Raw genomic sequence first — 21,037 nt, 5'->3', positions numbered from 1 at the left:
CGTCGGGCCGACGGGCGGCCCGCCGTGCGGACCTCGGTGACGATCACTGCACCGAGAGTAAGACGGGCGGTGCGGCTCCGCACGGTACGAGGGGCCGGGGGAGAGGGGAGCGGAGGTGGTCGGGGCCGACCGAGTGACGCGAGCGGGCGCACGGGAGAATGGGGGGATGGGCAGTGAGCTGGACCGAGGGCGCGGGCCGGAGCCGGGGCAGGCCCCGGTCGCCGGGCCGGCGCCGCACCCCGTCCCCGATGCCGCGGCGTACCTTTCCGGCCGCTGGAGCGTCGAGCGCACCGTGTACGACCTGCGGGCCGGCACCGAGGGCAGCTTCCGCGGCACCGCCGAGTTCCGTCCCGACCCGGCGGGCGAGACGCTGCTGCACATCGAGGAGGGGCGGCTGACGTGGGGCGGACAGGCGAACCCGGCGAGCCGCACCCTGCGGCTGCGGCCCCGGCCGGACGGCACCGCCGAGGTCGACTTCGCCGACGGCCGCCCCTTCCACGACCTCGACCTCAGGACCGGCCACTGGAGTGCCGTCCACCCCTGTGCCGAGGACCGGTACGAGGGAACCTTCACCGCCCTCGGGGCGGACACCTGGCATCTGGAGTGGCGGGTCGGCGGGCCGGCGAAGGACCAGCTGCTGCGCTCGGAGTACCGGCGGCTGGGGTGAGAGCGGCGGGGCCGGTAAGCGCACCTCCGCCGGGCCGGTACGCGGACGCACGGACGGCGCCCCCGAGATGTCTCCGGGGGCGCCGTCCGTGTGTGTGGCGAGCGAGGGCTCAGGCGGCGGGGAGCCTGCCCCGCCCGAAGAGCTTGCGCTCGTCGTGCAGCGCGAACGGTGTGGTCCTGAGATCGGCGATCTGAATGCCGAAGATCTTCAGCTGCAGCATCAGTTCGGTCTTGAGGTCGTAGCCCGCGCTGAGCGCCCATGCCGGGGCGCCGCCGCGGGACGCTGCGGCCCGTCCGGTGAGGTGGACGGACAGATCGGCGCCGACGCCCGCGGTGTCGTAGAGGAAGACCTGGGCGTGCGCCCCGACGCGGGCCGTCGCGGCGGCCGCACCCTCGACCCGGGGAGCTGCTCCCTTGGTCTGCTGGTGCGCCTCGCGCAGCGGCTGCCATCCGTTCCCGCGGTCGTACTTCGCGCCGACGGCGAACGAGCCGGAGGTGCGCTGGTCGGCATCGAGCACGATGCGGCCGCCCGCGGTGAAGCGGTAGGTGAAGGTGACCTCGGTGCTGACCACGACGGGGACCGGGCCGACCCAGAAGACGTGCCGTCCGGTGACCGCCGCCAGCGGCACCGCGACCTGCCCGGTGTCGGCGGTCCCGCGCACCTTGCCGTGCACCTGCCAGCCGTAGGCGTACGAGCCGCCGAGTCCGATGGCCGCGCGCTGCGGCAGCAGGTTCAGCCCGCCGCGCTTCTCGTACTGAAAGATCAGCTCGGGCCGGAACGTCACCTCGCCGGCCAGCCGTGCCGGAGACTTACCGGTCGCCGCCACGCCCTTGGGCAGCGGCACATTGACGCCCAGCCGCAGGGTGGTGAGCGCCTTGGCCGCACCGGGCGGCAGCGCGCCGCGGGGGGAGGTGTGGGCCGCGCGGGTACCGGAGGGGGTGAGCCGGGAGCGCAGGGCCGAGGACGCGGACGAGGCGACGGCCGAGGGGCTCGGAGAGGCCGTGGCCGGGGCGTCCGGGCCACCGCCGGAGGGGGCACTCGCCTCGCCGGACGGTGCGCTCGGACCGTCGGACGGCGCCTCCGGGCCCGCGCCGGAGGAGGCGGGCTTCTGCACGGTGACGCCGGAGGAGAGCGCCTTGACCGTGAGCTCACCGGCCCGCAACGCCGTGCGCCGGTCCACCTTCTGATTGCCGAGCAGCTCCGAGAGCGTCGCGGGGGCGGTGGTCACCCGGACCTCGCCGCCGTGGGACCCGGTGACCTTGCCGACCTTGAACAGCGCGCCCGCGGGGGCGTGCCGGCTGGGCGTGGCGGCGATGACATCGCCGGTCCGCACGCTCTTGCCGGCGGCCGGCTTGAGCACCGCCTGCTTGCGGGGCGCGTCGTACGACGCAAGCTGCACGGCGACCGAACGGCCGGAACTGCCGGGCGCGTCGGACGGCTTGGCGGCCACGGCGCCGCCCTCGGGGCCGGCGGCTCCGTCACTGCCGTCCGTCAACCCGTCCGGGTCCGCGGACCCGGTGGCCCGTATGCCGGCCGGGGAGGTGCCGGGCTCCTCGGAGTGCGAGAGCAGTGCGTGGGTGCCGAGGGCGGCGGGGACGAGTACGCCGACCGCAGCGGCGGGCACCGCGATACGGCGCCAGGAAACAGCCATGGGATTCCTTGATGATGCGGGGGGGTGATGGGGGAGGAAAGCGGGGCCGGGCGCCGGACGCCAGGACGGATCCGGACGGCTGGGGAAAAGTCGTCCAAGATCGAACATCTGTAGGGGTTCGGGCGGCTTCCTCGTAGCATGGCGACGAATGATCGCTTTCGCCATGGGGAAAGACACCGAGTCGGGAGGGGACGGGTGGAGACTTCCACAACGGTGCCGGAGGCCGTCGCCGCGCTGCACGCGGGAATCGACGCCCTCGCCGACGAGGTCATCGGCGGCCTCCGGGCCCAACTCCCCTCCTACGCGGCGGTGTCGGTGGACCAGCTCCGGCCACGGGTGCTGGCGTCCCTGCGGAACGGACTGTCACTGGTGCAGCGCTGGTCCGCGGAGCGGCGGACCCCCCAGGGCTCCGGGCACGGCGACGGCCGGTCGTACGGCATCCCGGAGACACACCTCGACGAGGTGACGGCCCTGGCCCGGGCGCTGCCCGCCGAGGACATCATCTCGGCCTACCGGATCGGAACGGACGTCGTCTGGCGGCGGTTCGGCGAGGAGATGGCGGCCCGGCGCGGCACCGCCGAGGACCTGCTGCCGATCGCCGAGACGCTGCGTGCCTGGGCCGACGCCAACACCCTGCGCATCGTCCGCAGCTGCCGGGTCGGCTTCCCCGGCGACTCGATGACGGACCGCCGGCGCGCGGCGCTGGTCCGCGCCCTGCTGCTCGGCGAGGAGCAATGGCCCAAGACCCGCTCCGGAGGCGGCGCGTGGGGCACCGGGCCCGCCGATGACGGCCCGGCCGACGAGCACCGGGCCGACGGATACCCCGACGGCGGGGGCGCCGTGGACGGCTGGTACGACCGGAGCGCGCTCCGCCTCCCTTTCCGCGCCTGCCTGCCCGACGTTCCGCCGGAGCGTGCCCCCGAGCCGGGTCGCATACCGCAAGCGACCGGCCATCCCGGCCCCGGCGACCGCGCCTTCGACCGGATCGTCGCCCTGCTGCGCCCCTGGCTCGCCCTGGACGGGACGGGGAAGGCTCTCGTCACGACCTTGGAAGGGGAGGTGGCGGGGCTGCTGGCCGGGCGGCCGGGCGGGTTGTGCCGCGGCCTGATCCTGGGGCTGGGCGCCCCGGCCCCCGCGTCCGGACTCGCCGCGGAATTCACCCGGGCCACCCAGGCGCTCCGGGCCGCCGTCGGCTTCGGACTCGTCGGGGCGTTCACCCGTGAGGAACTGGGGCTGCGGGCCACGGTCGTGGCGCTCCCGGCCGTAGGGGAACAGCTGGTGGGGCTGCGCCTGGCGCCGCTGGCCGAACGGGGCGAGGACGGAGCCCAGTTGGAGGAGGCGGCGGCCGCCTATCTGCAGCAGGGGCTGCGCCTGGAAGCCGCCGCGCGGACCCTTTACGTCCACCCCAACACCCTGCGCAACCGTCTGCGGCGCTTCGAGGAGATCACCGGCACCAGCCTTCGCGACCCGGCCGATCTGGCGGAGGTCTGGTGGGCGCTGACACACCGCCGGATCCACGGGCCGGCGAGCTGAGGTGCCCGCCGGTCCCGGTGGCCGACGGACGGAGGCCGTCGGAGCCCGTGCCGACAGGCGGCTCAGGCCTTCACCGCCCGTAGCGCATACAGCAGCGGAATGATCGGCTCCGACGGCGGGAGACGCCACCAGCCGTTCTCGGACGGGACCATCGCCTCGAACCGTTTCCAAGGCAACAGCTCGGTCTCCCGGACCAGTTGGACGCGCAGCCCCGCGCCGATCACCGCGGAGATGACCTCCCCGAGGCCGTGCCGCCACTCGTAACTCGTCGTGGCGCCCTGCACCGGTGGACCGTCGGTGTACGTGGAGGGCGTATCGCTCCTGAGCGGACCGCGGCCCCCCAGGTAGTCATGGTGGAGCTCCAGTTGCTGCCGCTCCGGGCTCGGCGTCGGCCCCAGGGAGTCGAGCAGGGGATGGAACTCGACGAGGTAGAACGTCCCGCCGGGCCGGAGCAGCGCGCTGACGATCCCGGCCCAGGCGGTCAGATCGGGCAGGTAGCACAGCGCGCCCTTGCCCGTGTAGATCACATCGAACCGGCGCTCACCCAGCGCCTCGACGGCCCGGTGCACATCGGACCGGATGAACTCCACACTCCGGCCGCCCTCCTCGGCGATCCGCCGCGCCTCGGCGACCGCCGCCGCGGAGAAGTCGAGCCCCACCGTGCGCGCGCCCCGTTCGGCGAACGCGGCCGTCTCGGTGCCCAGATGGCACTGCAGATGCAGGACATCGCGCCCGGCCAGATCGCCCAGATCGGTCCACTCGAACGGCGCGAACCAGTCCTCGGCGGTCCGGGAACCGTCCAGGCCGTAGAACTGGCTGGCCACATGGACCGGGGTGCGGGCGTCCCAGTTCGCCTGGTTGGCACGCACCATCTCCTCGGTGGTGGGCGAGGCCCCCGGTACGGTCGACAGCTCACTCTGCTCTGTGGTCATCCCCCTCTTGTACCGGCCGGGCCGGGGATCCGGCCAGTACGGCGAGCGCGACGGCGGGCACCCACTACGACTCCCGCACCGGCGTTGTCCACCCCTCGCCGTCGAGAACGTTGCGCATCCCCACCCACACCATGTTCATCAGCCGCAGGGTGATCCGCTCCGGGGGCTCGTCGGGGTGGAGGGTCATCCAGTCGGTGAGCGAGTCCGCCGCACCGACCAGCGTGTACGTCACGAAGCCGGCCTCGTCGTCGGGGCAGGGGGTTCCGGCGCGCTCCGCGTCCCCGGCCCGGACCAGCCCGGAGACCTCCGTCATCACCGCCCGCCGGGTCCGGGCCAGCTCCGCCGCGATCGCCGGGCTCAGCTCCGACGCCTGGCGGTGCAGCACCACCCAGCTGTCGCGGTGTTCGGTGACGAAGGTGAAGAACGCGAGCAGTCCTGCCCGCAGCCGTTGCTCGGGCGGGTGTACGGGGGCCGCGGCAGCGCGTAACGCGGACACCAGGTGCTCGGCCTCGCGCCGCAGACAGGCGAGGAACAGCCCCTCCTTGGAGTCGAGATAGAGATAGACCATCGGTTTGGAGATTCCGGCGAGTTCGGCGATCTCGTCGACCGAGGCGGCGTGATAGCCGCGCTTCGCGAAGACCCTGATCGCCGCGTCGATGATCTGCTGCTCCCGGACGGGGCGGGGGACGCGTCGCCTGCGTGTGTCAGCCATTCGGGCCAGCCTACCTCAACCTTACTGGTGAGTAACTTGACTGAAAAGTAAGGCAGTGGCGGGTGCGGGGTGAGCCTCGGCGGCGCTGTCGCCGGGTGTAAAGCGGGCCGATGGTGGTAGGCGTCCTCATACAACGCTCCATTCCGCAACGGCTGTTGCTCGGGTGTCTGCCGAGGCGGAACCGGATGCGGCCCCGGGCCCAGGTGTGCTCCTCGCCGGGCCGGACCGCGCGGGGGGCGTGCCCGGCGTCGGGTGTCGCCGGGGGGAGAGGAACGGGCCGCCGCCTGTGAGTGGCGTGGTGGCGGCCCGTACCCCCGCCTCGGGGTCCTACAGCTCCTGGATGCGGATGTTGCGGTACGAGATCACATCCGTCTCGCTGTGGACCTGCAGGCCGATGTAGCCGGAGGCGAAGCGGCGGCCGTCCGTGCCGGGGTCGTCCGCGCGGGGCGGGGAGAACTCCTGGCCGCCGGTGTTGTCGAACTCGTTGAGCAGGACGCCGTTGCGGTAGACGGAGTAGTGCTGGTCGATGACGCGGATCTCGTAGTCGTTCCAGGTGCCCTTGGGGGTGACACCGGCGCCGCCGAGGCCCACCCGGTCGAAGCCGTAGACGGATCCGGTCTTGTACATGTCGCCGTCGGGGCGGTCGAGGATCTGGATCTCGTGCCCGTATTTGATGGCGACCCACTCGGGGCGGGACTCCTCGGGATGGTCGTGGACGTCGGGGAAACGGACGAAGACACCGCTGTTGGCGTTGCCGGTGCCGGGGGCGTCGTCGCGGAACTGGAGCTTGAGGGAGAAGTTGTCGTAGGTGCGCCGGGGGTACCAGAGCATGCCCATCCCGGGGACGGCGGAGCTGCTGGTCATGATGCCGTCGGCGGTGCGGCTGAAGGCGCCGCCGCCGACCTGTTCCCATGCGGCGAAGGACTTCTGTGTCCCGTCGAAGAGGTCGCGGTAGCCGGTGTGCTGTCCCGGGGTGCCGATGCCGGACTGCCGGGCGGCCTTGTTGATGGTCCGGTACTCGCGGTCGTCGACGACGCCGTCCTTGCGGAGGCCGTCGGTGACGCCGCGGACGTGCTTGAGGAAGAGGGCCTGGGAGGACCAGTCCTTCTCGTCCTCGATCAGCTCGTTGATGGTGCAGCGGCTGCGCGTGATGCGGTTGGGGATGCCGGTGTTGACGGTGCCGACGATGACGGTCAGCCGTTCGTCCCATTCGGCGCACTGGGGAGCGGGGACCCCGCCACCCTCGGCGATGGCGAAGGAGACGGTACGCGCCTGCGAGGTGTTGCCGGCTTTGTCGGTGGCGCGATGGGCGACGGTGTGGCGGCCGACCCGGTCCACGATGACCGGTGCGGTGTAGGCGAGGTAGGGGCCGCCGTCCAGGGCGTACTCGGTCTTCCCGACGCCCGATCCGGCATCGGTGGCGGTGAGGGTCACCGTGGCCCGGTTGAGGTAGTCGCCGTCGGAGTTCTTCGCGCCGGTCAGCTCGGCGGTGGTCTCGGGGGGTGTGGTGTCGCCGGTGGGCGGGGCGACGACGGTGAAGTCCACGGTCTTCTCGGGGGCGGTGTTGCCCGCCTTGTCCGTTGCGCGGTAGCGGAGTTGGTGGGCGCCGGGGTCGTCGACCAGGACCGGGGCCGTGTACGGCTGGTAGGCGGCGGTGTCGAGGGCGTATTCGAGCGTGCTGACGCCGGAGCCGGTGTCGGAGGCGGCGAGGGTGGCGGTGGCGCTGCCGACATAGGCGCCGTCCGCGTTCTGTTCGCCGGTGAGCTTGGCGGAGGTGTCGGGGGGTGTGCTGTCGGAGCCACCGCCGTCGGTGACGACGAGAACGCCCTGCATGCCCTCGTGCCCGGGAATGGTGCAGTGATAGCGGTACTTGCCGGGGGTCAGGGTGACCTCGGCGGTGTGTTTGCCGCCCTGGGCGTCGCCGGGGTTGGCGAGGATGTTGAGGGTGACGTCCTGGTTGTACTCGGGGTCGGACGTGTCGAAGGTCAGGGTGTGCGGCATGCCCATGGTGTTGCCGGTGGCCGTGCTGTTCTCGAAGACGAGGGTCGCCTTGCCTGCCACCGCCGTGGCGGGGGCGGAGGCGTACCGGGTGATGTCGTCGCCAGCGGTCCAGGTGAGGGTCTGCTGCTCCGTCTGCCGCGGTGCGGGGCCGGTCCGCGGCCCGTACGCCGTCGCCGGGGCCAGGCCGAGCAGCAGGGCGAGTGCGGCCAGCAGTAGGGTCCAGGTGCTGCGGTTCATCGTTCTGCGGGTCATCGGGCCGCCTTCCGGGCGAGCTGCTGCGGCCGGGGCGTCGGCTCGCCGCCCTGGTAAGTGATGCGCCACAGGGCAGACTTGGGGTCCGAGGTGAAGAAGCCGCGCCCGTAGTCCAGGACGTACAGCGCGCCGTCGGGTCCGAAGGTCCAGCCCATCAGGTTGCGGATACCGTCCGCGCCCACTGGGATGATCTTGTCCAGGCTCTCCGCATGGGCCGGCAGCCCGCCGCTGCCCGCGGTCTTCGGGTCCATCACGACCGCGTGCCGTGGCTGGTCACCGTCGTAGAAGTCGCCGACGAACCACTTGCCGTCCCAGTAGGCCGGCCATTTGTCCTTGCTCGCGCTGTCGGCGTCGAACCGGTAGACGGGGCCGTCCATCGCGGCCTGGCCGCCGCCCTTGAGCCAGGGCAGCAGCAGCTTCTGCTCGGAGAGCTGGTAGCTGGGGATGCCGTGGGCGTCCCGCGGATAGTCGGGGCCGCCGCCCTGCGGGGAGTACCAGATGTTGTTGGCCTCCGCCGGCGGGATGTTGACCAGGCCGTCGTTGTTCGGCGACTCGTTCTTCAGGTGGTCGCAGTCGTACCAGCCCAGCGGCTTCGTGGGATCGGGCAGATTGCGGTCCCGGTAGGGCTGTTTGTTGCCCATGCAGAACGGCCAGCCTCGGTTGGAGGCATGGGTGATCACGGCGAAGGTGTCGTACTTCGCCGGCCCCCAGGTGGTGCTCGGCGTACCGGCATCCGGGCCGACCCAGCCCGCGTACAGGGTGTCGGTCTTCTTGTCGACGGAGATCCGGGACGGGTTGCGCACGCCCATCACATAGATCTCGCCGCGGGTCTTGCCGCCGCCCTCGTCGGTCTCCTTGCCGGTGAAGAGATTGCCCTCGGGCAGGGTGTAGGTGCCGTCCTGCTCGGGGTGGATGCGCAGGATCTTGCCGTTGAGGTTGTGGGTGTTGCCGGCGGTGCGGCGGGCGTCGGCGAAGGAGACGCCCTTGTGGTTCGGCGCCGGGTTGTTACCCGAGTAACCCTCACTGAACTGCGAGGAGTTGTTGTCCCCGGTGGCGATGTAGAGGTTGTTCCGCGAGTCCCAGGCCATACCGCCGCCCGCATGGCAGCAACTGTGGATCTGTACCGGCCAGGCGAGGAGGACCTTCTCGGAGGAGAGGTCCAGTTTGTTGGTCTTCTGGTTCAGGGTGAAGCGGGAGACCCGGCGCTCGGCCATCTGGGTGTCGCGGTTGATCCGGGAGTGCGGGGTGTAGTGGAGATAGATCCAGCCGTTGGAGAGGAAGTCGGGGTCGAGTTCGATGCCGAGCAACCCCTCCTCGTTCTTGACCAGTTCGTCGCCGCCGCCCTTGTTGCCGAAGACCGTCACCGACCCCGCCAGGGTCACCTTCTTGGTCTGCGGGTTCCAGATGTGGACGGTGCCCTCGCCCTTGCCGACATCGGGATCGTTCCAGTCGGTGACCACCGGAGCGTTCGCGTCACCGCCGCCGCGGCCGATGTAGAACACCCTGCCGTCCTTGGCGGTCACCACGCCGTGGGGTTCACCGATCTGGTCGGACCGGCCGGGCTGATTGGGTGAAGTGACCCGTTCGGCACGGTAGTTGGCGGTGATGGTGGCCTGGCAGTCGGCGCGTGCGAGCCGGGTGGTCCACAGCAGCGCGCCCCGCAGATGGGTGCGGAAGTCGGCTTCCTGGAAGCTGGCGGCGGTGCCGCCCATGCCGGTGTAGAAGGAGCGTCCGCCGTCGTAGTCGCGGCACCATGACACCGGGTGGTCCCAGCCGTTGGCCCCGGCGCCCGGCTGGTAGGTGTTCTCCCGTACGCGGGCGACGGTGTGCACCGCACCACTGGGGTTGGTCGCCCAGTTGAGCCACCGGTCGGGGCGCTTCCACTGCACCGGCAGGTCCTTGGTGGCCGGGTTCGTGCGGTCGCCGACCTCGACGGTCGCCCGCTGGGTGCCGGCCGGACCGGTGGCCGCGGGCCGGGCGCCGATCAGCCCGGTGAACCAGTCCGAGTACGGTTCCGTGCGCGCCGCGTCGTGGATGCCGAGAAAGCCGCCACCGGCCTTCATATAGCTCTCCAGGCCGGCTTCCTGCTCGGGATCGAGTACATCGCCGCCGCCGGTGAGGAAGACCACGGCGTTGAAGGTGCCGAGCCGGGGCTTGGTGAACACCGTGGCGTCATCGGTCGCCTGGATGGTGAAGTGCTCAGCTGCCGGGCCCTGTTGGCCGATCTTCTCGATGGCCGCGATTCCCGCGTCGACCGTTGGCGGCTCGGCGCCGGCCGACGCGTGGAAGACCAGTACGCGGACGGGGTCGCCGCCCGGCGGGGACGGCAGATCGAGCCGGGGAACCGAGGGCTCGGGTGCCGTCCCGGCCTGTGCCGGAGCGCTGCCGAGCAGCGCCGCGGTGACGGCGGTTGCTGCCATCGCGGCGACCCAGCCGTAACGGGCGCCGGAGCTACGGGACAGGGCCGCTCCGCGTCTCTCCCGCCGTGTCCGTGCTCGTCCCGGCAGCCGTTCCCGCCATCGCTGCCCCAACCCCCGTATGCCCCGGGGTTCTTGTCGCGGCAACCGTCCCATTGGCCCACCCACCCTCTCCGGTCATCCGAACAGCCGTTGAAGCTAGACCTCTTTCGGTGGCCCGCCAATAGCTATGACCGTGGCGCAACAAACTTTGTCCTTGCCGTGGATAAACGAAGATCGTGCGGCTACCGTCCCAGGCGGTTCGTTTCCCGCCACCCGATGGGAGCACGATGACCGAGGCAGCCGAGCACCCCGCCGTCCGCGCCCTGCCGAGACGCCTGTTCACCCGCCGCTTCCTGGCCGGCGGCGCCGCCGTCGCGGCGCTCGGGCCGATCGCCGCGGCCGCCGCCCCCACCCCGGCAGCGGCCGCGGAGGGCCGACGGGCGGTGGCTGCGGGCGAGGTGAAGCATCTGAAGCTGTACGCCGAGAAGCTGGCCGACGGGAGGCGGGGGTACGGGCTGGAGAAGGGCAAGGCCTCCGTCCCTGGCCCGCTCATCGAACTCGTCGAGGGCGACACCCTGCACATCGAGTTCGAGAACGCCATGGAGGTCGAGGCGAGCCTGCATGTCCACGGCCTCGACTACGACGTGGCCAGTGACGGCACCAAGATGAACCACAGCTCCGTCGAGCCGGGCGGCACCCGCACCTACACCTGGCGCACCCATGCGCCGGGCAGACGCAAGGACGGCAGCTGGCGCCCCGGGAGCGCCGGCTACTGGCACTACCACGATCATGCCGTCGGCACCGAGCACGGCACCGGCGGCATCCGGGCCGGTATGTACGGCCCGGTCGTCGTGCGCCGGGCCGGCGACACCCTGCCCGACCGGCAGTTCACCATCGTCTTCAACGACATGACGATCAACAATCTGCCGACCGGCCCCGACTTCCGGGCGACCGTCGGCGAGCGGATCGAGATCATCATGATCACGCACGGGGAGTACTACCACACCTTCCATGTGCACGGTCATCGCTGGGCGGACAACCGCACCGGCCTCCTGGAAGGCCCCGACGACCCCAGCCGCGTCATCGACACCAAGATCACCGGCCCGGCCGACTCCTTCGGCTTCCAGCTGATCGCGGGGGAGGGGGTGGGAGCCGGAGCCTGGATGTATCACTGCCATGTCCAGAGCCACTCCGACATGGGGATGGCCGGGCTCCTCCTGATCGCCGAACCCGACGGGACGATTCCCGGCCATGAGGGTCATGGCGGACACCCGGCCCACCGGCTGGCTGATTGAACACCCTTGATTCGTACGTCCGTTGGGGTGCGTGTGCGTGCTGACGGAGCAACACCCGGCACTTCTCTCCAAGGGACCCTGTCGCTCGTCTGCAACAACCGCCGTTCGATGGGTATGTTGGGGGCTTGCAGCGCGTGGTCACTCCTGTACGGAGCGGTCACCCCTGCCCCATGGCTGACGACTGTCGAAGCGACGGGAAAGTGTGGAATGAGCCAGGAATCACAACCGCAGTCCAGTGCCGTCGATGTCAGCATCCCGAGTGTGGCGCGGATGTACGACTACTACCTGGGCGGCAAGGACAACTACGCCGTTGACCGCGAGGCCTGCGAAGAGCTGAGCAAGGTCGTCCCGAGTACCCAGGTACTGGCGATCAACAACCGGCGCTTCCTGCAGCGGGTGGTCCGCTGGCTGGCTCGCGAACACGGCATCCGCCAGTTCATCGACCACGGATCAGGCCTGCCGACCCAGGACAACGTCCACCAGGTCGCCCAGCAGGTCGACCCGGACTCGCGCGTGGTGTACGTCGACAACGACCCCATCGTGCTGGCGCACGGCCGCGCACTCCTGGAGGAGAACGCCAACACCGCCGTGATCCAGGCGGACATGCGGGACACCGACGGAATCTTCAGCAGCCCCGAGGTCGAGCGGCTGATCGACTTCGACCAGCCGGTCGCCGCGCTGTTCGTCTCGGTCCTCCACTGCATACCCGATGCCGACGACCCGGCGGGTCTCATCAAGCGGGTCGCCGACCGGCTGGTGCCCGGCAGCTTCCTGGTGGTGTGTCAGCTGATCAGTGAGGACGCCGCCACCCGTGACTTCGTCACCGAATTCATGCGGGTCAGCACCCACGGCCAGTGGGGCCGGGTGCGGCAGGCCCATGAGCTGACCGGCTTCCTGGAGGGACTGGAGATCCAGGAGCCGGGCCTGGTGGAGGTCTCCACCTGGAAGCCGGACGCGGACCTCGGTCCCCGGCAGCTCACCCAGGAGTGGATCGAATTCGGTGGTGTGGCCCGCAAGCTGTAGCGCGAAGGCACCACACACGGAGCGGGGCGGGGCGCCCGGTAGGCACCCCGCCCCGCTCCATTGCCGTGTCGCGCGTCAGTTCTCCTGCTTGAGCAGCCGCTCCAGGATCGCCAGGGACTCGCGGGGCGACTCGGACTGTGCGCTGAGCCGGTCCATCACCGCAAGGTAATGGTCGACATCATCGCGCTTGTCCAGATAGAGCGCGCTGGTGAGCTGCTCCAGGTAGACGATGTCCGGGAGATCCGGCTCCTGGAACCGCAGAATCGTGATCGGACCACCGGCCGCCGCCAGACCGCCGAGGCTGAACGGCGCGATCTGCAGCGTGACATTCGGCAGCTCGGCCATTTTCAGCAGATGCCTGAGCTGACCTGCCATCACCTCCGGTCCGCCGAGCGGACGGCGCAGCGACGCCTCGTCGATCACGGCCCATACCCGCGGTGCATCCGGAACGGTCAGCAGCTCCTGACGCTGCACGCGCAGCTGCACCCGCCGCTCGATCTCCTCCGGGGAGGACCGCGGATGACCGAGCTGCGCCACCGCACGGGCGTAGTCCGGGGTCTGCAACAGGCCCGGCACGAACTGGACTTCGTACGTACGGATCACCGAGGCGGCCTCTTCGAGACCGATGTGCGTCTCGAACCAGCCGGGCAGCACATCGTTGTACTGATGCCACCAACCCGGACTGCTGGTCTTGCGGGCCAGCTTGAGGAAGTCGGAGCGGATCGCGTCGTCCGTGACGTGGTAGAGCGTCAGCAGATCGGCGACATCCCGCTCCTTGCAGCTCACCCGGCCGAGCTCCAGGCGGCTGATCTTCGCGTGCGAACCGCGGATGGCGTCCCCGGCGGCCTCCCGGGTGATGCCCGCCCCTTCACGCAGCCGGCGAAGCTGGGTGCCCAGCACGATACGCAGGACGGTCGGACCACCCCGCGGATGCTCCAGATAGCGGCGCAGGGACGGATCGCTGCTCGGCTGCGCGGCGGTCATGCTGACTCCCCTGAGTGGTCGGGCGAGCGCCCAGTGTCCCACCGCCCCGCGCGGTTCGTACAGCCGGGGCGACTACCCGATCGACATATGCGCCAATTGCGCGGCGCACTGTCAGTGGCCGGCGATGAGGTCGTCGAAGTCACCGTCCTTGGCTCCCTGGACGAAAGCCACCATCTCGTCGCGGGTGTAGACGAGCGCCGGACCCGAGGTGAACCGGGAGTTGCGCACCGCCACCCCGCCGTCCGAAAGCACGGCCAGTTCCACGCAGTTGCCGCTGGGGTTGCTGCGTCGGCTCTTGCGCCAGACGGCGTCTTCGATGCTGGTCGCCTGCATGCCGTTGGTCACCGGCTCCATCACACTGCTCCCTTGCTGGAGGTCTCTCCTCCGACCGATCCCGAGCCTGCGATCACCTTGGCGTGAACGAGCCCCTGAGCGGCCGTCCTTACTGATGTAATTGCAGATGCACTTGCATCATGGGACGGCTGACGAGGATATTAGCTCTCCGAGGCAGTCCGGCCCAGCCCCGAAATCCCCCTCGCGGAGATGTTGATGACCACACATCCGGCAGAGACCGTGCACGACGCCCTCCGGGATGAACCGTGTGAGGACACCTGGTGGATGCCCTCCCCCGACGGCTTCGCCGCCTGCGCCCTCAGCGGCTCCGCACGCACCGTGCCGGAAGCCCGACGGTTCACCCGGGCGACTCTCGCCGGCTGGCAGACGTGTGCCGACGTGACCGATGACGTGACCCTGGTGGTCTCCGAACTCGTCAGCAACGCCCTGCGCTACGGCACCCAGGCCACCGGGGAGGACGGTGCCCCCGCACCCGTCCCCTTCTGTGATGCCTGGCTCGCCCTGACCCGGCAGAACTCCACGGTGCTGTGTGCGGTCTCGGACGCCGGCCCCGGCGCGCCCGTCGTCAAGCCCCCGGACGCCCTGTCGGAATCCGGGCGCGGTCTGCATATCGTCGACCAGCTGAGCGATGCATGGGGCTGGACGGCGCCGGACCGGACCGGGAAGACGGTGTGGGCGACGGTCTCGATGCGCGGCTGAGGCAGGCCCGTAGGGACGTGGCGCCGGCCCGTACCCGCGGAACGGGGCGCGGTCCTGCCGTGTGTGACCATTCCCGGGTCGCCGTCACCCGAGCGGAAAGCCCGAGAAGCCGATGGATCTGCTGTCCCTGCGCTACTTCCGGGCGGTCGCGCGCCGGGAGCACATCAGCCGGGCCGCCGAGGAACTCCGGGTGGCCCAGCCCTCGGTGAGCCGGACGATCGCCCGGCTGGAGGCCGAGCTGGGCGTGCCGCTCTTCGACCGGCAGGGCCGCGCCATCCGGCTCAACCGCTATGGCGCCGCGTTCCTGGCCCGGGTCGAGCGTGCGCTGGACGAACTCGACGACGCCCGCCGGGAGATGGCCGACGCCGCCGGGCTCGACGACGGCGGTGTCGCCGTCGCCGCCGAGACCCTGTTGCCCCTCACCGAACTGCTGGCCGGATTCCGCGCCGCCCACCCCGGTGTCACCGTCCGGTGCTTCCAGTCCACACCCGAGGTGATGCGGGATCAGCTACGGGCACGGGAGGTGGACTTCTGCTTCGCCTCGCAGCCGCTGTCCGGGCCCGGTCTGGGCGCGGTGCGGCTGCTGCACGAAGAGGTGCTGCTCGCCGTGCCGGCCGGTCATCCGCTGGCCTTCCGGGAGCGGCTCACGGTGGCCGACATCGCCGATGAACCCTTCATCACCACCCGGGTGGGCCACTGGCAACGAGCGCTGCTGGAGCGGCTGTTCGCCGGGATCGGACGCCGTCCGGTCATCTCCTGCGAGGGTGATGAGCCGGGCGCCACACACTTCCTGATCGCGGCCGGTCTCGGTGTCGGCCTGATGCCCTCGCTCGCCCGCGCCGATCTCGATCGGGCGCCGCTCTCCTGGCTGCACCTCGACACCCCTGACTGCGTCCGGACCCTGAGCCTGGTCCGGCGCGAGGACAGCTATCTCTCCACCGCCGCTGCGCGGTTCCGTGACATGGCCGTCGCGCACTTCGCCGAACGGGGACAACGCATCGTTGCGGCACGGGAGGCGGGGCCCTCGGTGGGGCAGCCGTCGCCGTCCGTCCGATAGAGGGACTCGACCGGTGGAGGCGCGGGCGCGGGCGGGCGCGGTGGCCGGCCGTGGCGCAGGGGCCCGGCGATGTGCACCCGGCGCCGGGCGGTGGCCGGTACGGCGGCGCCTCGCCCGGCCGCCCGTCCCCTATGCCTCGCCCGCCAGGCCGTTCCCGAGGCCGAACGCCTCCAGCAGCTGTTCGGCCGCCAGCGTCGCGGTGATCTCGCCGTCGCGCACCGCACGTTCGACACCGGGGCCCAGCCGGCGCACCTCGGGGTGTTCCTGGAGGCGGTCGATCAGCCGCTCACGCACCATCGACCAGGTCCATTCGACCTGCTGGGCGCGGCGCCGCTCGGCCAGGGCCCCGGTGGACTCCAGGAGGGTGCGATGCTGCTCCACCCGCTCCCAGACACCCTTCAGGCCGGTGCCCTCGCGCGCACTGCAGGTCAGTACCGGGGGTGTCCAGGCCGCGTCCGGGGGCTGCAACAGCCGCAGCGCACCGGCCAGTTCACGGGCCGCGGAGCGGGCGTCCCGCTCGTGCGGGCCGTCGGCCTTGTTGACGGAGACCAGGTCCGCCAGCTCCAGCACGCCCTTCTTGATGCCCTGGAGCTGGTCGCCGGTGCGCGCCAGGGTCAGCAGCAGAAAGGTGTCGACCATGCCCGCGACGGTGGTCTCCGACTGGCCGACGCCGACCGTCTCCACCAGGACGACGTCGTAGCCCGCGGCCTCCATCACCACGATGGACTCCCTGGTGGCCCGCGCCACCCCGCCCAGCGTGCCGGACGTGGGGGAGGGGCGGACGAACGCCGCCGGGTCCGTCGCCAGCCGCTCCATCCGGGTCTTGTCGCCCAGGATGGAGCCGCCGGTACGGCTGGAGGACGGGTCGACGGCGAGCACCGCCACCCGGTGTCCGGCGCCGGTCAGCAGCGAGCCGAGCGCATCGATGAAGGTCGACTTGCCGACGCCCGGCACCCCGCTGATGCCCACTCTGCGGGCCGAGCCGGAGTACGGCAGCAGCTCGACCAGCAGCCGCTGGGCCGCCACCCGGTGGTCGGGGCGGGTGGACTCCACCAGGGTGACGGCGCGGGCGATCCAGGCCCTGGAGCCCGCGCGGACACCCTCGGCGTACCGTTCGACATCGATCGTCGCAGGCATGACCCCCCGCTCAGAGCTCGTGGCCGAGGACCGAGGCCAGGTCCCGCACCAGGTCGTGCGCGGCCTCCGGGATCACCGTGCCGGGCAGGAAGACCGCGGCGGCACCCATGTCGCGCAGCGGCTGGACGTCCTGCGGCGGGATCACCCCGCCCACCACGATCGTGATGTCCTCCCGCTCCTCCGCGGCCAGCGCCTCCCGCAGCGCGGGCACCAGCGTCAGATGCCCGGCCGCCAGCGAGGACACCCCGACGATATGGACGTCCGCCTCCACCGCCTGGCGGGCCACCTCGGCCGGCGTCTGGAACAGCGGGCCGACATCGACGTCGAAGCCCAGGTCGGCGAAGGCCGTGGCGATCACCTTCTGGCCGCGGTCATGGCCGTCCTGGCCCATCTTGGCCACCAGGATCCGGGGCCGGCGCCCCTCGGCGCGCTCGAACTCGGCCACCAGATCCCGGGTGCGCTCGACACCGGAGGAGGGGCCCGCTTCGTCTCGGTACACACCGGAGATCGTACGGATCTGGCCGGAGTGCCGTCCGTAGACCGACTCCAGGGCGTCCGAGATCTCGCCGACCGTCGCCATCGCACGGGCCGCGTCCACCGCCAGCGCCAGCAGATTGCCCTCCAGTCCTTCGCCGGGACCGGACTTGGCCGCCGCGGTCAGCGCCCGCAGCGCGTCCTGGCAGGCGTCCTCGTCGCGCTCGGCGCGCAGCCGCTTGAGCTTCTCGATCTGCTGGGCGCGCACCGAGGAGTTGTCGACCTTGAGGACGTCGATCTCCTCGTCGGTCTCCACCCGGTACTTGTTGACGCCGATCAGCGCCTGCCGCCCCGAGTCGATCCGCGCCTGGGTACGGGCCGCGGCCTCCTCGACACGCAGCTTGGGGATGCCCGCGTCGATGGCCTTGGCCATCCCGCCGGCCGCCTCGACCTCCTCGATGTGCTGCCAGGCGCGCCGGGCCAGATCGTGGGTGAGCTTCTCGATGTAGGCGCTGCCGCCCCACGGGTCGATGACCCGGCAGGTGCCCGACTCCTGCTGCAGGAACAGCTGGGTGTTACGGGCGATACGGGCGGAGAAGTCGGTGGGCAGGGCGAGCGCCTCGTCGAGGGCGTTGGTGTGCAGCGACTGGGTGTGGCCCTGGGTCGCCGCCATCGCCTCGACACACGTCCGCGTGACGTTGTTGAACACGTCCTGTGCGGTCAGCGACCAGCCCGAGGTCTGTGAATGGGTGCGCAACGACAGGGACTTGGGGTTCTTCGGCTCGAAGCGCTGCACCAGGCGCGCCCACAGCAGCCGGGCCGCCCGCAGCTTGGCGATCTCCATGAAGAAGTTCATGCCGATCGCCCAGAAGAACGACAGCCGCGGCGCGAAGGAGTCCACATCCATGCCCGCCGCCATGCCCGCGCGCAGGTACTCCACCCCGTCGGCCAGGGTGTACGCCAGCTCCAGGTCGGCCGTCGCGCCCGCCTCTTGTATGTGGTAGCCGGAGATCGAGATGGAGTTGTAGCGCGGCATCTTCTGCGAGGTGTACGCGAAGATGTCGGAGATGATCCGCATCGAGGGCTGCGGCGGATAGATGTAGGTGTTGCGGACCATGAACTCCTTGAGGATGTCGTTCTGGATGGTCCCGGCCAGCTTCTCGGGCGGTACGCCCTGTTCCTCCGCGGCCACGATGTACAGCGCCAGCACCGGAAGCACCGCGCCGTTCATCGTCATCGACACGGTCATCTTGTCCAGCGGGATGCCCTCGAAGAGCTGCCGCATGTCGTAGATCGAGTCGATGGCGACGCCCGCCATGCCGACATCGCCGGTCACCCGCGGGTGGTCGCTGTCGTAGCCGCGGTGCGTGGGCAGGTCGAAGGCGACCGACAGGCCCTTCTGGCCGGCGGCGAGATTGCGCCGGTAGAAGGCGTTGGACTCCTCGGCGGTGGAGAAGCCGGCGTACTGCCGGATCGTCCAGGGCTGGTTGACGTACATCGTCGGGTACGGGCCGCGCAGATACGGCGTGATCCCCGGGTACGTCCCCAGGAAGTCCAGACCGTCGAGGTCCGCCTCGGTGTACAGCGGCTTGACGTCGATGCCCTCCGGCGTCTCCCACGTCAGGTCCGCCACGCCCTTGCCGGTGGCCTGCGCCACGGCCGCGGCCCACTCCCCGGTGTCGCCGGCGTTGTCCGCCGCGACCGGCTTCCCCAGTTCGACCGTGCTGAAGTCCGGGATGGCGCCCGTCTGCTGTGTCGTGTCGTTCATCACGCCACCTCCATGACATCCAGGGCCGAGGACAGCACCTCGACCGCGTCGCAGCCCGCGAAGACGAAGGAGTCCACCCCGGCCGCTACGAATTCCTCCCGGCGCTCACCCGGCTTGCCGGCCAGGTGCACCCGCAGCGCCCCCGCCGACTTCAGGGCGGCCGCCACGGCCGCCGCCTGCTCGCCGTACACCGCATCGCTCGAACACAGACAGGCGATGCCTGCGCCACTGCGGGCGAACGCCTCGGCCACCGACTCGGCGTCCACCGACGCGGGCTCCTGCACCGTCTCGATGCCGCCCGCCTGGAACAGATTGGCGGCGAACGCCACCCGCGCGGTGTGGGCCGCGACCGGGCCCAGCGCGGCCAGGAAGACCTTCGGGCGGGCGCCGCTCGCCGCCAGCCGGGCATCGGAGCGCGACCGCAGCCGCTCGTAGTCGTCGTCCCTGCGCACCCGCGGCAGCCCTCCGCCGGACTCCGTCCCGGTGGACCGCCGGCCGATCGGCGCGGGTGCCGGCTCGCGGTGTACCGGCGGCTCGGCGAGATGGGGGAACTCGCTGACGCCGGTGATCGGTTCGCGCCGGTGCGCGAGGTCTTCGGCGCGACGCTCCCAGGTGCGGGCCAGCCGGCCCGCGATCATCCCGGAGCGCAGCGCCGCGGCCTGGCCGCCCGCGCCCTCGATCTCCTGGAACCAGGCCCAGGCCGCACGGGCCAGCTCGTCGGTGAGGCTCTCCACGTACCAGGAGCCGCCCGCCGGGTCGATCACCTTCGACAGATGCGACTCCTCCAGCAGCACGGACTGGGTGTTCCGGGCGATCCGGCGGGCGAACGCATCGGGCACGCCCAGCGCGGCATCGAACGGCAGCACCGTCACCGCATCCGCGCCGCCCACGCCCGCGGACAGCCCGGCGACCGTGGTGCGCAGCATGTTCACCCACGGGTCCCGACGGGTCATCATCACCGTGGAGGTGACGGCGTGCTGGCGCTGCGCCGACGCGGCGGGCGAGGCCCCGCACACCTCTGCGACCCGTGCCCACAGCCGGCGGGCGGCGCGCAGCTTGGCGATCGTCAGGAACTGGTCCGCGGTGGCGGCATAGCGGAACTCCAGCTGCCGGCAGGCGTCGTCGATACCGAGGCCGGCGTCCGTCAGCTGCCGCAGGCAGGCGACGCCGGTGGCCAGCGAGGCGCCCAGCTCCTCGGCGGCCGAGCCGCCCGCCTCGTGGTACGGCAGCGCGTCGACGGCCAGCGCCCGGATGCCGGGCGCCTCGGTGGTGCAGCGCGCGGCCAGCCGGGCGGCCGACTCCCACTGGAGGCGCAGCTTGGCATCGTCGCCCGTACGGGCCAGCAGGCCGAGCGGGTCGGCGCCCAGGCAGCCGACCGCCTCGCTCAGCGGTGCGCCGGACGCGGCGTGGAGCCGCAGCAACTCCTCGGCGGCCGGCCGGAAATCGGCGCCCGCGTCCAGTACCACCGCGGCCAGGTCCAGATAGACACCGTCGAGCGCGCGCTCCAGGCCGTCCACCGGCACCCCGCCGTCGCCGACGGTCAGCCAGACCGAGGTGACGCCGTTCTCCAGATCGGCCAGCACCGATTCATTGGCGCGCTGCGGATCGGTGTGGACATGGCGCTGGCGTACGTCCCACCCGGCCACGGTGGTGCCCTCGGGCCGGCCGGCCCGTACGAACGGCGGGAAGCCCGGATGGCCCAGGGCGGCCGTACCGTCCTCGGCGGTGTAGAGCGGGCGGATGCGGATGCCGTCCTGCAGATCGGTGGAGAGCGCGTCCTCGGCGGCGGTGCCCGTCGCCTCTGTGACGCCCGATTTGCGCAGCACGCCTTCGACGAGGAGCTGCCACTGCTCTCGATCGGCATCGGGGAAGGCGGAGGCCAGGGGGAGTTCGGGGGACTCGGCGGTCATGGCAGCAGGCTAGGCGAACGACCGTTAGCTGGAGCAGGGGCTCCAGCTGTGACGTTGCACTCGTTGACCTCTCATGGATCTTCATATTTATGCGCCGGAAGGGGCAGGTGGGGCGGTTCGGCCGTATGG

Annotated in this window: 16 protein-coding genes; 6 read left to right on the top strand and 10 right to left on the bottom strand. The window is 71.2% G+C overall.

Annotated elements, in window-relative coordinates; all coding sequences use genetic code 11:
• Window positions 1-166: 166 nt before the first annotated feature.
• Window positions 167-667: a DUF6314 family protein gene (locus ACWGI6_RS12590; protein WP_453267472.1), complete on the top strand. Its 501-nt coding sequence runs from the start codon at window positions 167-169 to the stop codon at window positions 665-667.
• Between the two features lie 109 nt (window positions 668-776).
• Here the strand turns inward: ACWGI6_RS12590 and ACWGI6_RS12585 are convergent, their stop codons facing one another.
• Window positions 777-2,318 carry a hypothetical protein gene (locus ACWGI6_RS12585; RefSeq protein WP_453267471.1) on the bottom strand — a complete coding sequence of 514 codons (1,542 nt, stop codon included), beginning with the start codon at window positions 2,316-2,318 and terminating at the stop codon, window positions 777-779.
• A 195-nt stretch (window positions 2,319-2,513) separates the two neighbouring features.
• Between ACWGI6_RS12585 and ACWGI6_RS12580 the strand changes: the two genes are divergently transcribed.
• On the top strand, window positions 2,514-3,851 hold the full coding sequence (locus tag ACWGI6_RS12580) for a PucR family transcriptional regulator (protein ID WP_453267470.1): 1,338 nt from the start codon (window positions 2,514-2,516) through the stop codon (window positions 3,849-3,851).
• 62 nt (window positions 3,852-3,913) lie between these two features.
• Here ACWGI6_RS12580 and ACWGI6_RS12575 read toward each other — a convergent pair whose 3' ends face one another.
• From ACWGI6_RS12575 to ACWGI6_RS12560, 4 genes are all read right to left on the bottom strand, one after another.
• Window positions 3,914-4,783, bottom strand: coding sequence for a class I SAM-dependent methyltransferase (locus tag ACWGI6_RS12575; RefSeq protein ID WP_453267469.1), 870 nt, complete (start codon window positions 4,781-4,783; stop codon window positions 3,914-3,916).
• A gap of 64 nt (window positions 4,784-4,847) precedes the next feature.
• Complete coding sequence (locus ACWGI6_RS12570; RefSeq protein ID WP_453267468.1) at window positions 4,848-5,495, bottom strand: TetR/AcrR family transcriptional regulator; 648 nt, start codon at window positions 5,493-5,495, stop codon at window positions 4,848-4,850.
• A 327-nt stretch (window positions 5,496-5,822) separates the two neighbouring features.
• Window positions 5,823-7,748 carry an OmpL47-type beta-barrel domain-containing protein gene (locus tag ACWGI6_RS12565; RefSeq protein ID WP_453267467.1) on the bottom strand — a complete coding sequence of 642 codons (1,926 nt, stop codon included), beginning with the start codon at window positions 7,746-7,748 and terminating at the stop codon, window positions 5,823-5,825.
• On the bottom strand, window positions 7,745-10,168 hold the full coding sequence (locus ACWGI6_RS12560) for a ThuA domain-containing protein (protein WP_453267466.1): 2,424 nt from the start codon (window positions 10,166-10,168) through the stop codon (window positions 7,745-7,747). Before ACWGI6_RS12560 ends, ACWGI6_RS12565 begins: the two co-directional genes overlap by 4 nt.
• A 362-nt stretch (window positions 10,169-10,530) precedes the next feature.
• Between ACWGI6_RS12560 and ACWGI6_RS12555 the strand changes: the two genes are divergently transcribed.
• Together ACWGI6_RS12555 and ACWGI6_RS12550 are read left to right on the top strand one after the other, a co-directional pair.
• The gene (locus ACWGI6_RS12555; RefSeq protein WP_453267551.1) at window positions 10,531-11,502 is read left to right on the top strand and encodes a multicopper oxidase domain-containing protein; all 972 of its coding nucleotides are present in this window, start codon (window positions 10,531-10,533) and stop codon (window positions 11,500-11,502) included.
• 207 nt (window positions 11,503-11,709) lie between these two features.
• On the top strand, window positions 11,710-12,525 hold the full coding sequence (locus ACWGI6_RS12550; RefSeq protein ID WP_453267465.1) for an SAM-dependent methyltransferase: 816 nt from the start codon (window positions 11,710-11,712) through the stop codon (window positions 12,523-12,525).
• Window positions 12,526-12,600: 75 nt separating this feature from the next.
• Here ACWGI6_RS12550 and ACWGI6_RS12545 read toward each other — a convergent pair whose 3' ends face one another.
• Both ACWGI6_RS12545 and ACWGI6_RS12540 read right to left on the bottom strand, forming a co-directional pair.
• Window positions 12,601-13,509 carry a helix-turn-helix domain-containing protein gene (locus tag ACWGI6_RS12545; protein ID WP_453267464.1) on the bottom strand — a complete coding sequence of 303 codons (909 nt, stop codon included), beginning with the start codon at window positions 13,507-13,509 and terminating at the stop codon, window positions 12,601-12,603.
• A gap of 111 nt (window positions 13,510-13,620) precedes the next feature.
• Window positions 13,621-13,863 (bottom strand): DUF397 domain-containing protein, encoded by a 243-nt coding sequence (locus tag ACWGI6_RS12540; RefSeq protein WP_393907786.1) that lies wholly within the window; start codon window positions 13,861-13,863, stop codon window positions 13,621-13,623.
• Window positions 13,864-14,058: 195 nt separating this feature from the next.
• Between ACWGI6_RS12540 and ACWGI6_RS12535 the strand changes: the two genes are divergently transcribed.
• Both ACWGI6_RS12535 and ACWGI6_RS12530 read left to right on the top strand, forming a co-directional pair.
• On the top strand, window positions 14,059-14,562 hold the full coding sequence (locus ACWGI6_RS12535) for an ATP-binding protein (RefSeq protein WP_453267463.1): 504 nt from the start codon (window positions 14,059-14,061) through the stop codon (window positions 14,560-14,562).
• 112 nt (window positions 14,563-14,674) lie between these two features.
• A complete protein-coding gene (locus tag ACWGI6_RS12530) occupies window positions 14,675-15,619 on the top strand; it encodes a LysR family transcriptional regulator (RefSeq protein ID WP_453267462.1) in 945 nt (314 codons plus the stop codon).
• A 129-nt stretch (window positions 15,620-15,748) separates the two neighbouring features.
• Here the strand turns inward: ACWGI6_RS12530 and meaB are convergent, their stop codons facing one another.
• The 3 genes from meaB to ACWGI6_RS12515 are packed head-to-tail and all read right to left on the bottom strand — an operon-like array spanning window position 15,749 to window position 20,908.
• Window positions 15,749-16,756 carry a methylmalonyl Co-A mutase-associated GTPase MeaB gene (meaB, locus tag ACWGI6_RS12525; protein WP_393907789.1) on the bottom strand — a complete coding sequence of 336 codons (1,008 nt, stop codon included), beginning with the start codon at window positions 16,754-16,756 and terminating at the stop codon, window positions 15,749-15,751.
• A 10-nt stretch (window positions 16,757-16,766) separates the two neighbouring features.
• Window positions 16,767-18,998 carry a methylmalonyl-CoA mutase gene (gene scpA, locus ACWGI6_RS12520; protein WP_453267461.1) on the bottom strand — a complete coding sequence of 744 codons (2,232 nt, stop codon included), beginning with the start codon at window positions 18,996-18,998 and terminating at the stop codon, window positions 16,767-16,769.
• Window positions 18,998-20,908 carry a methylmalonyl-CoA mutase family protein gene (locus tag ACWGI6_RS12515; protein WP_453267460.1) on the bottom strand — a complete coding sequence of 637 codons (1,911 nt, stop codon included), beginning with the start codon at window positions 20,906-20,908 and terminating at the stop codon, window positions 18,998-19,000. Before ACWGI6_RS12515 ends, scpA begins: the two co-directional genes overlap by 1 nt.
• Window positions 20,909-21,037: the final 129 nt, after the last annotated feature.

This window comes from Streptomyces sp. NPDC054786, assembly GCF_053611685.1.
Note: the sequence above shows the minus strand (reverse complement) of the source record. Positions and strands in the feature narration are given on the sequence as shown.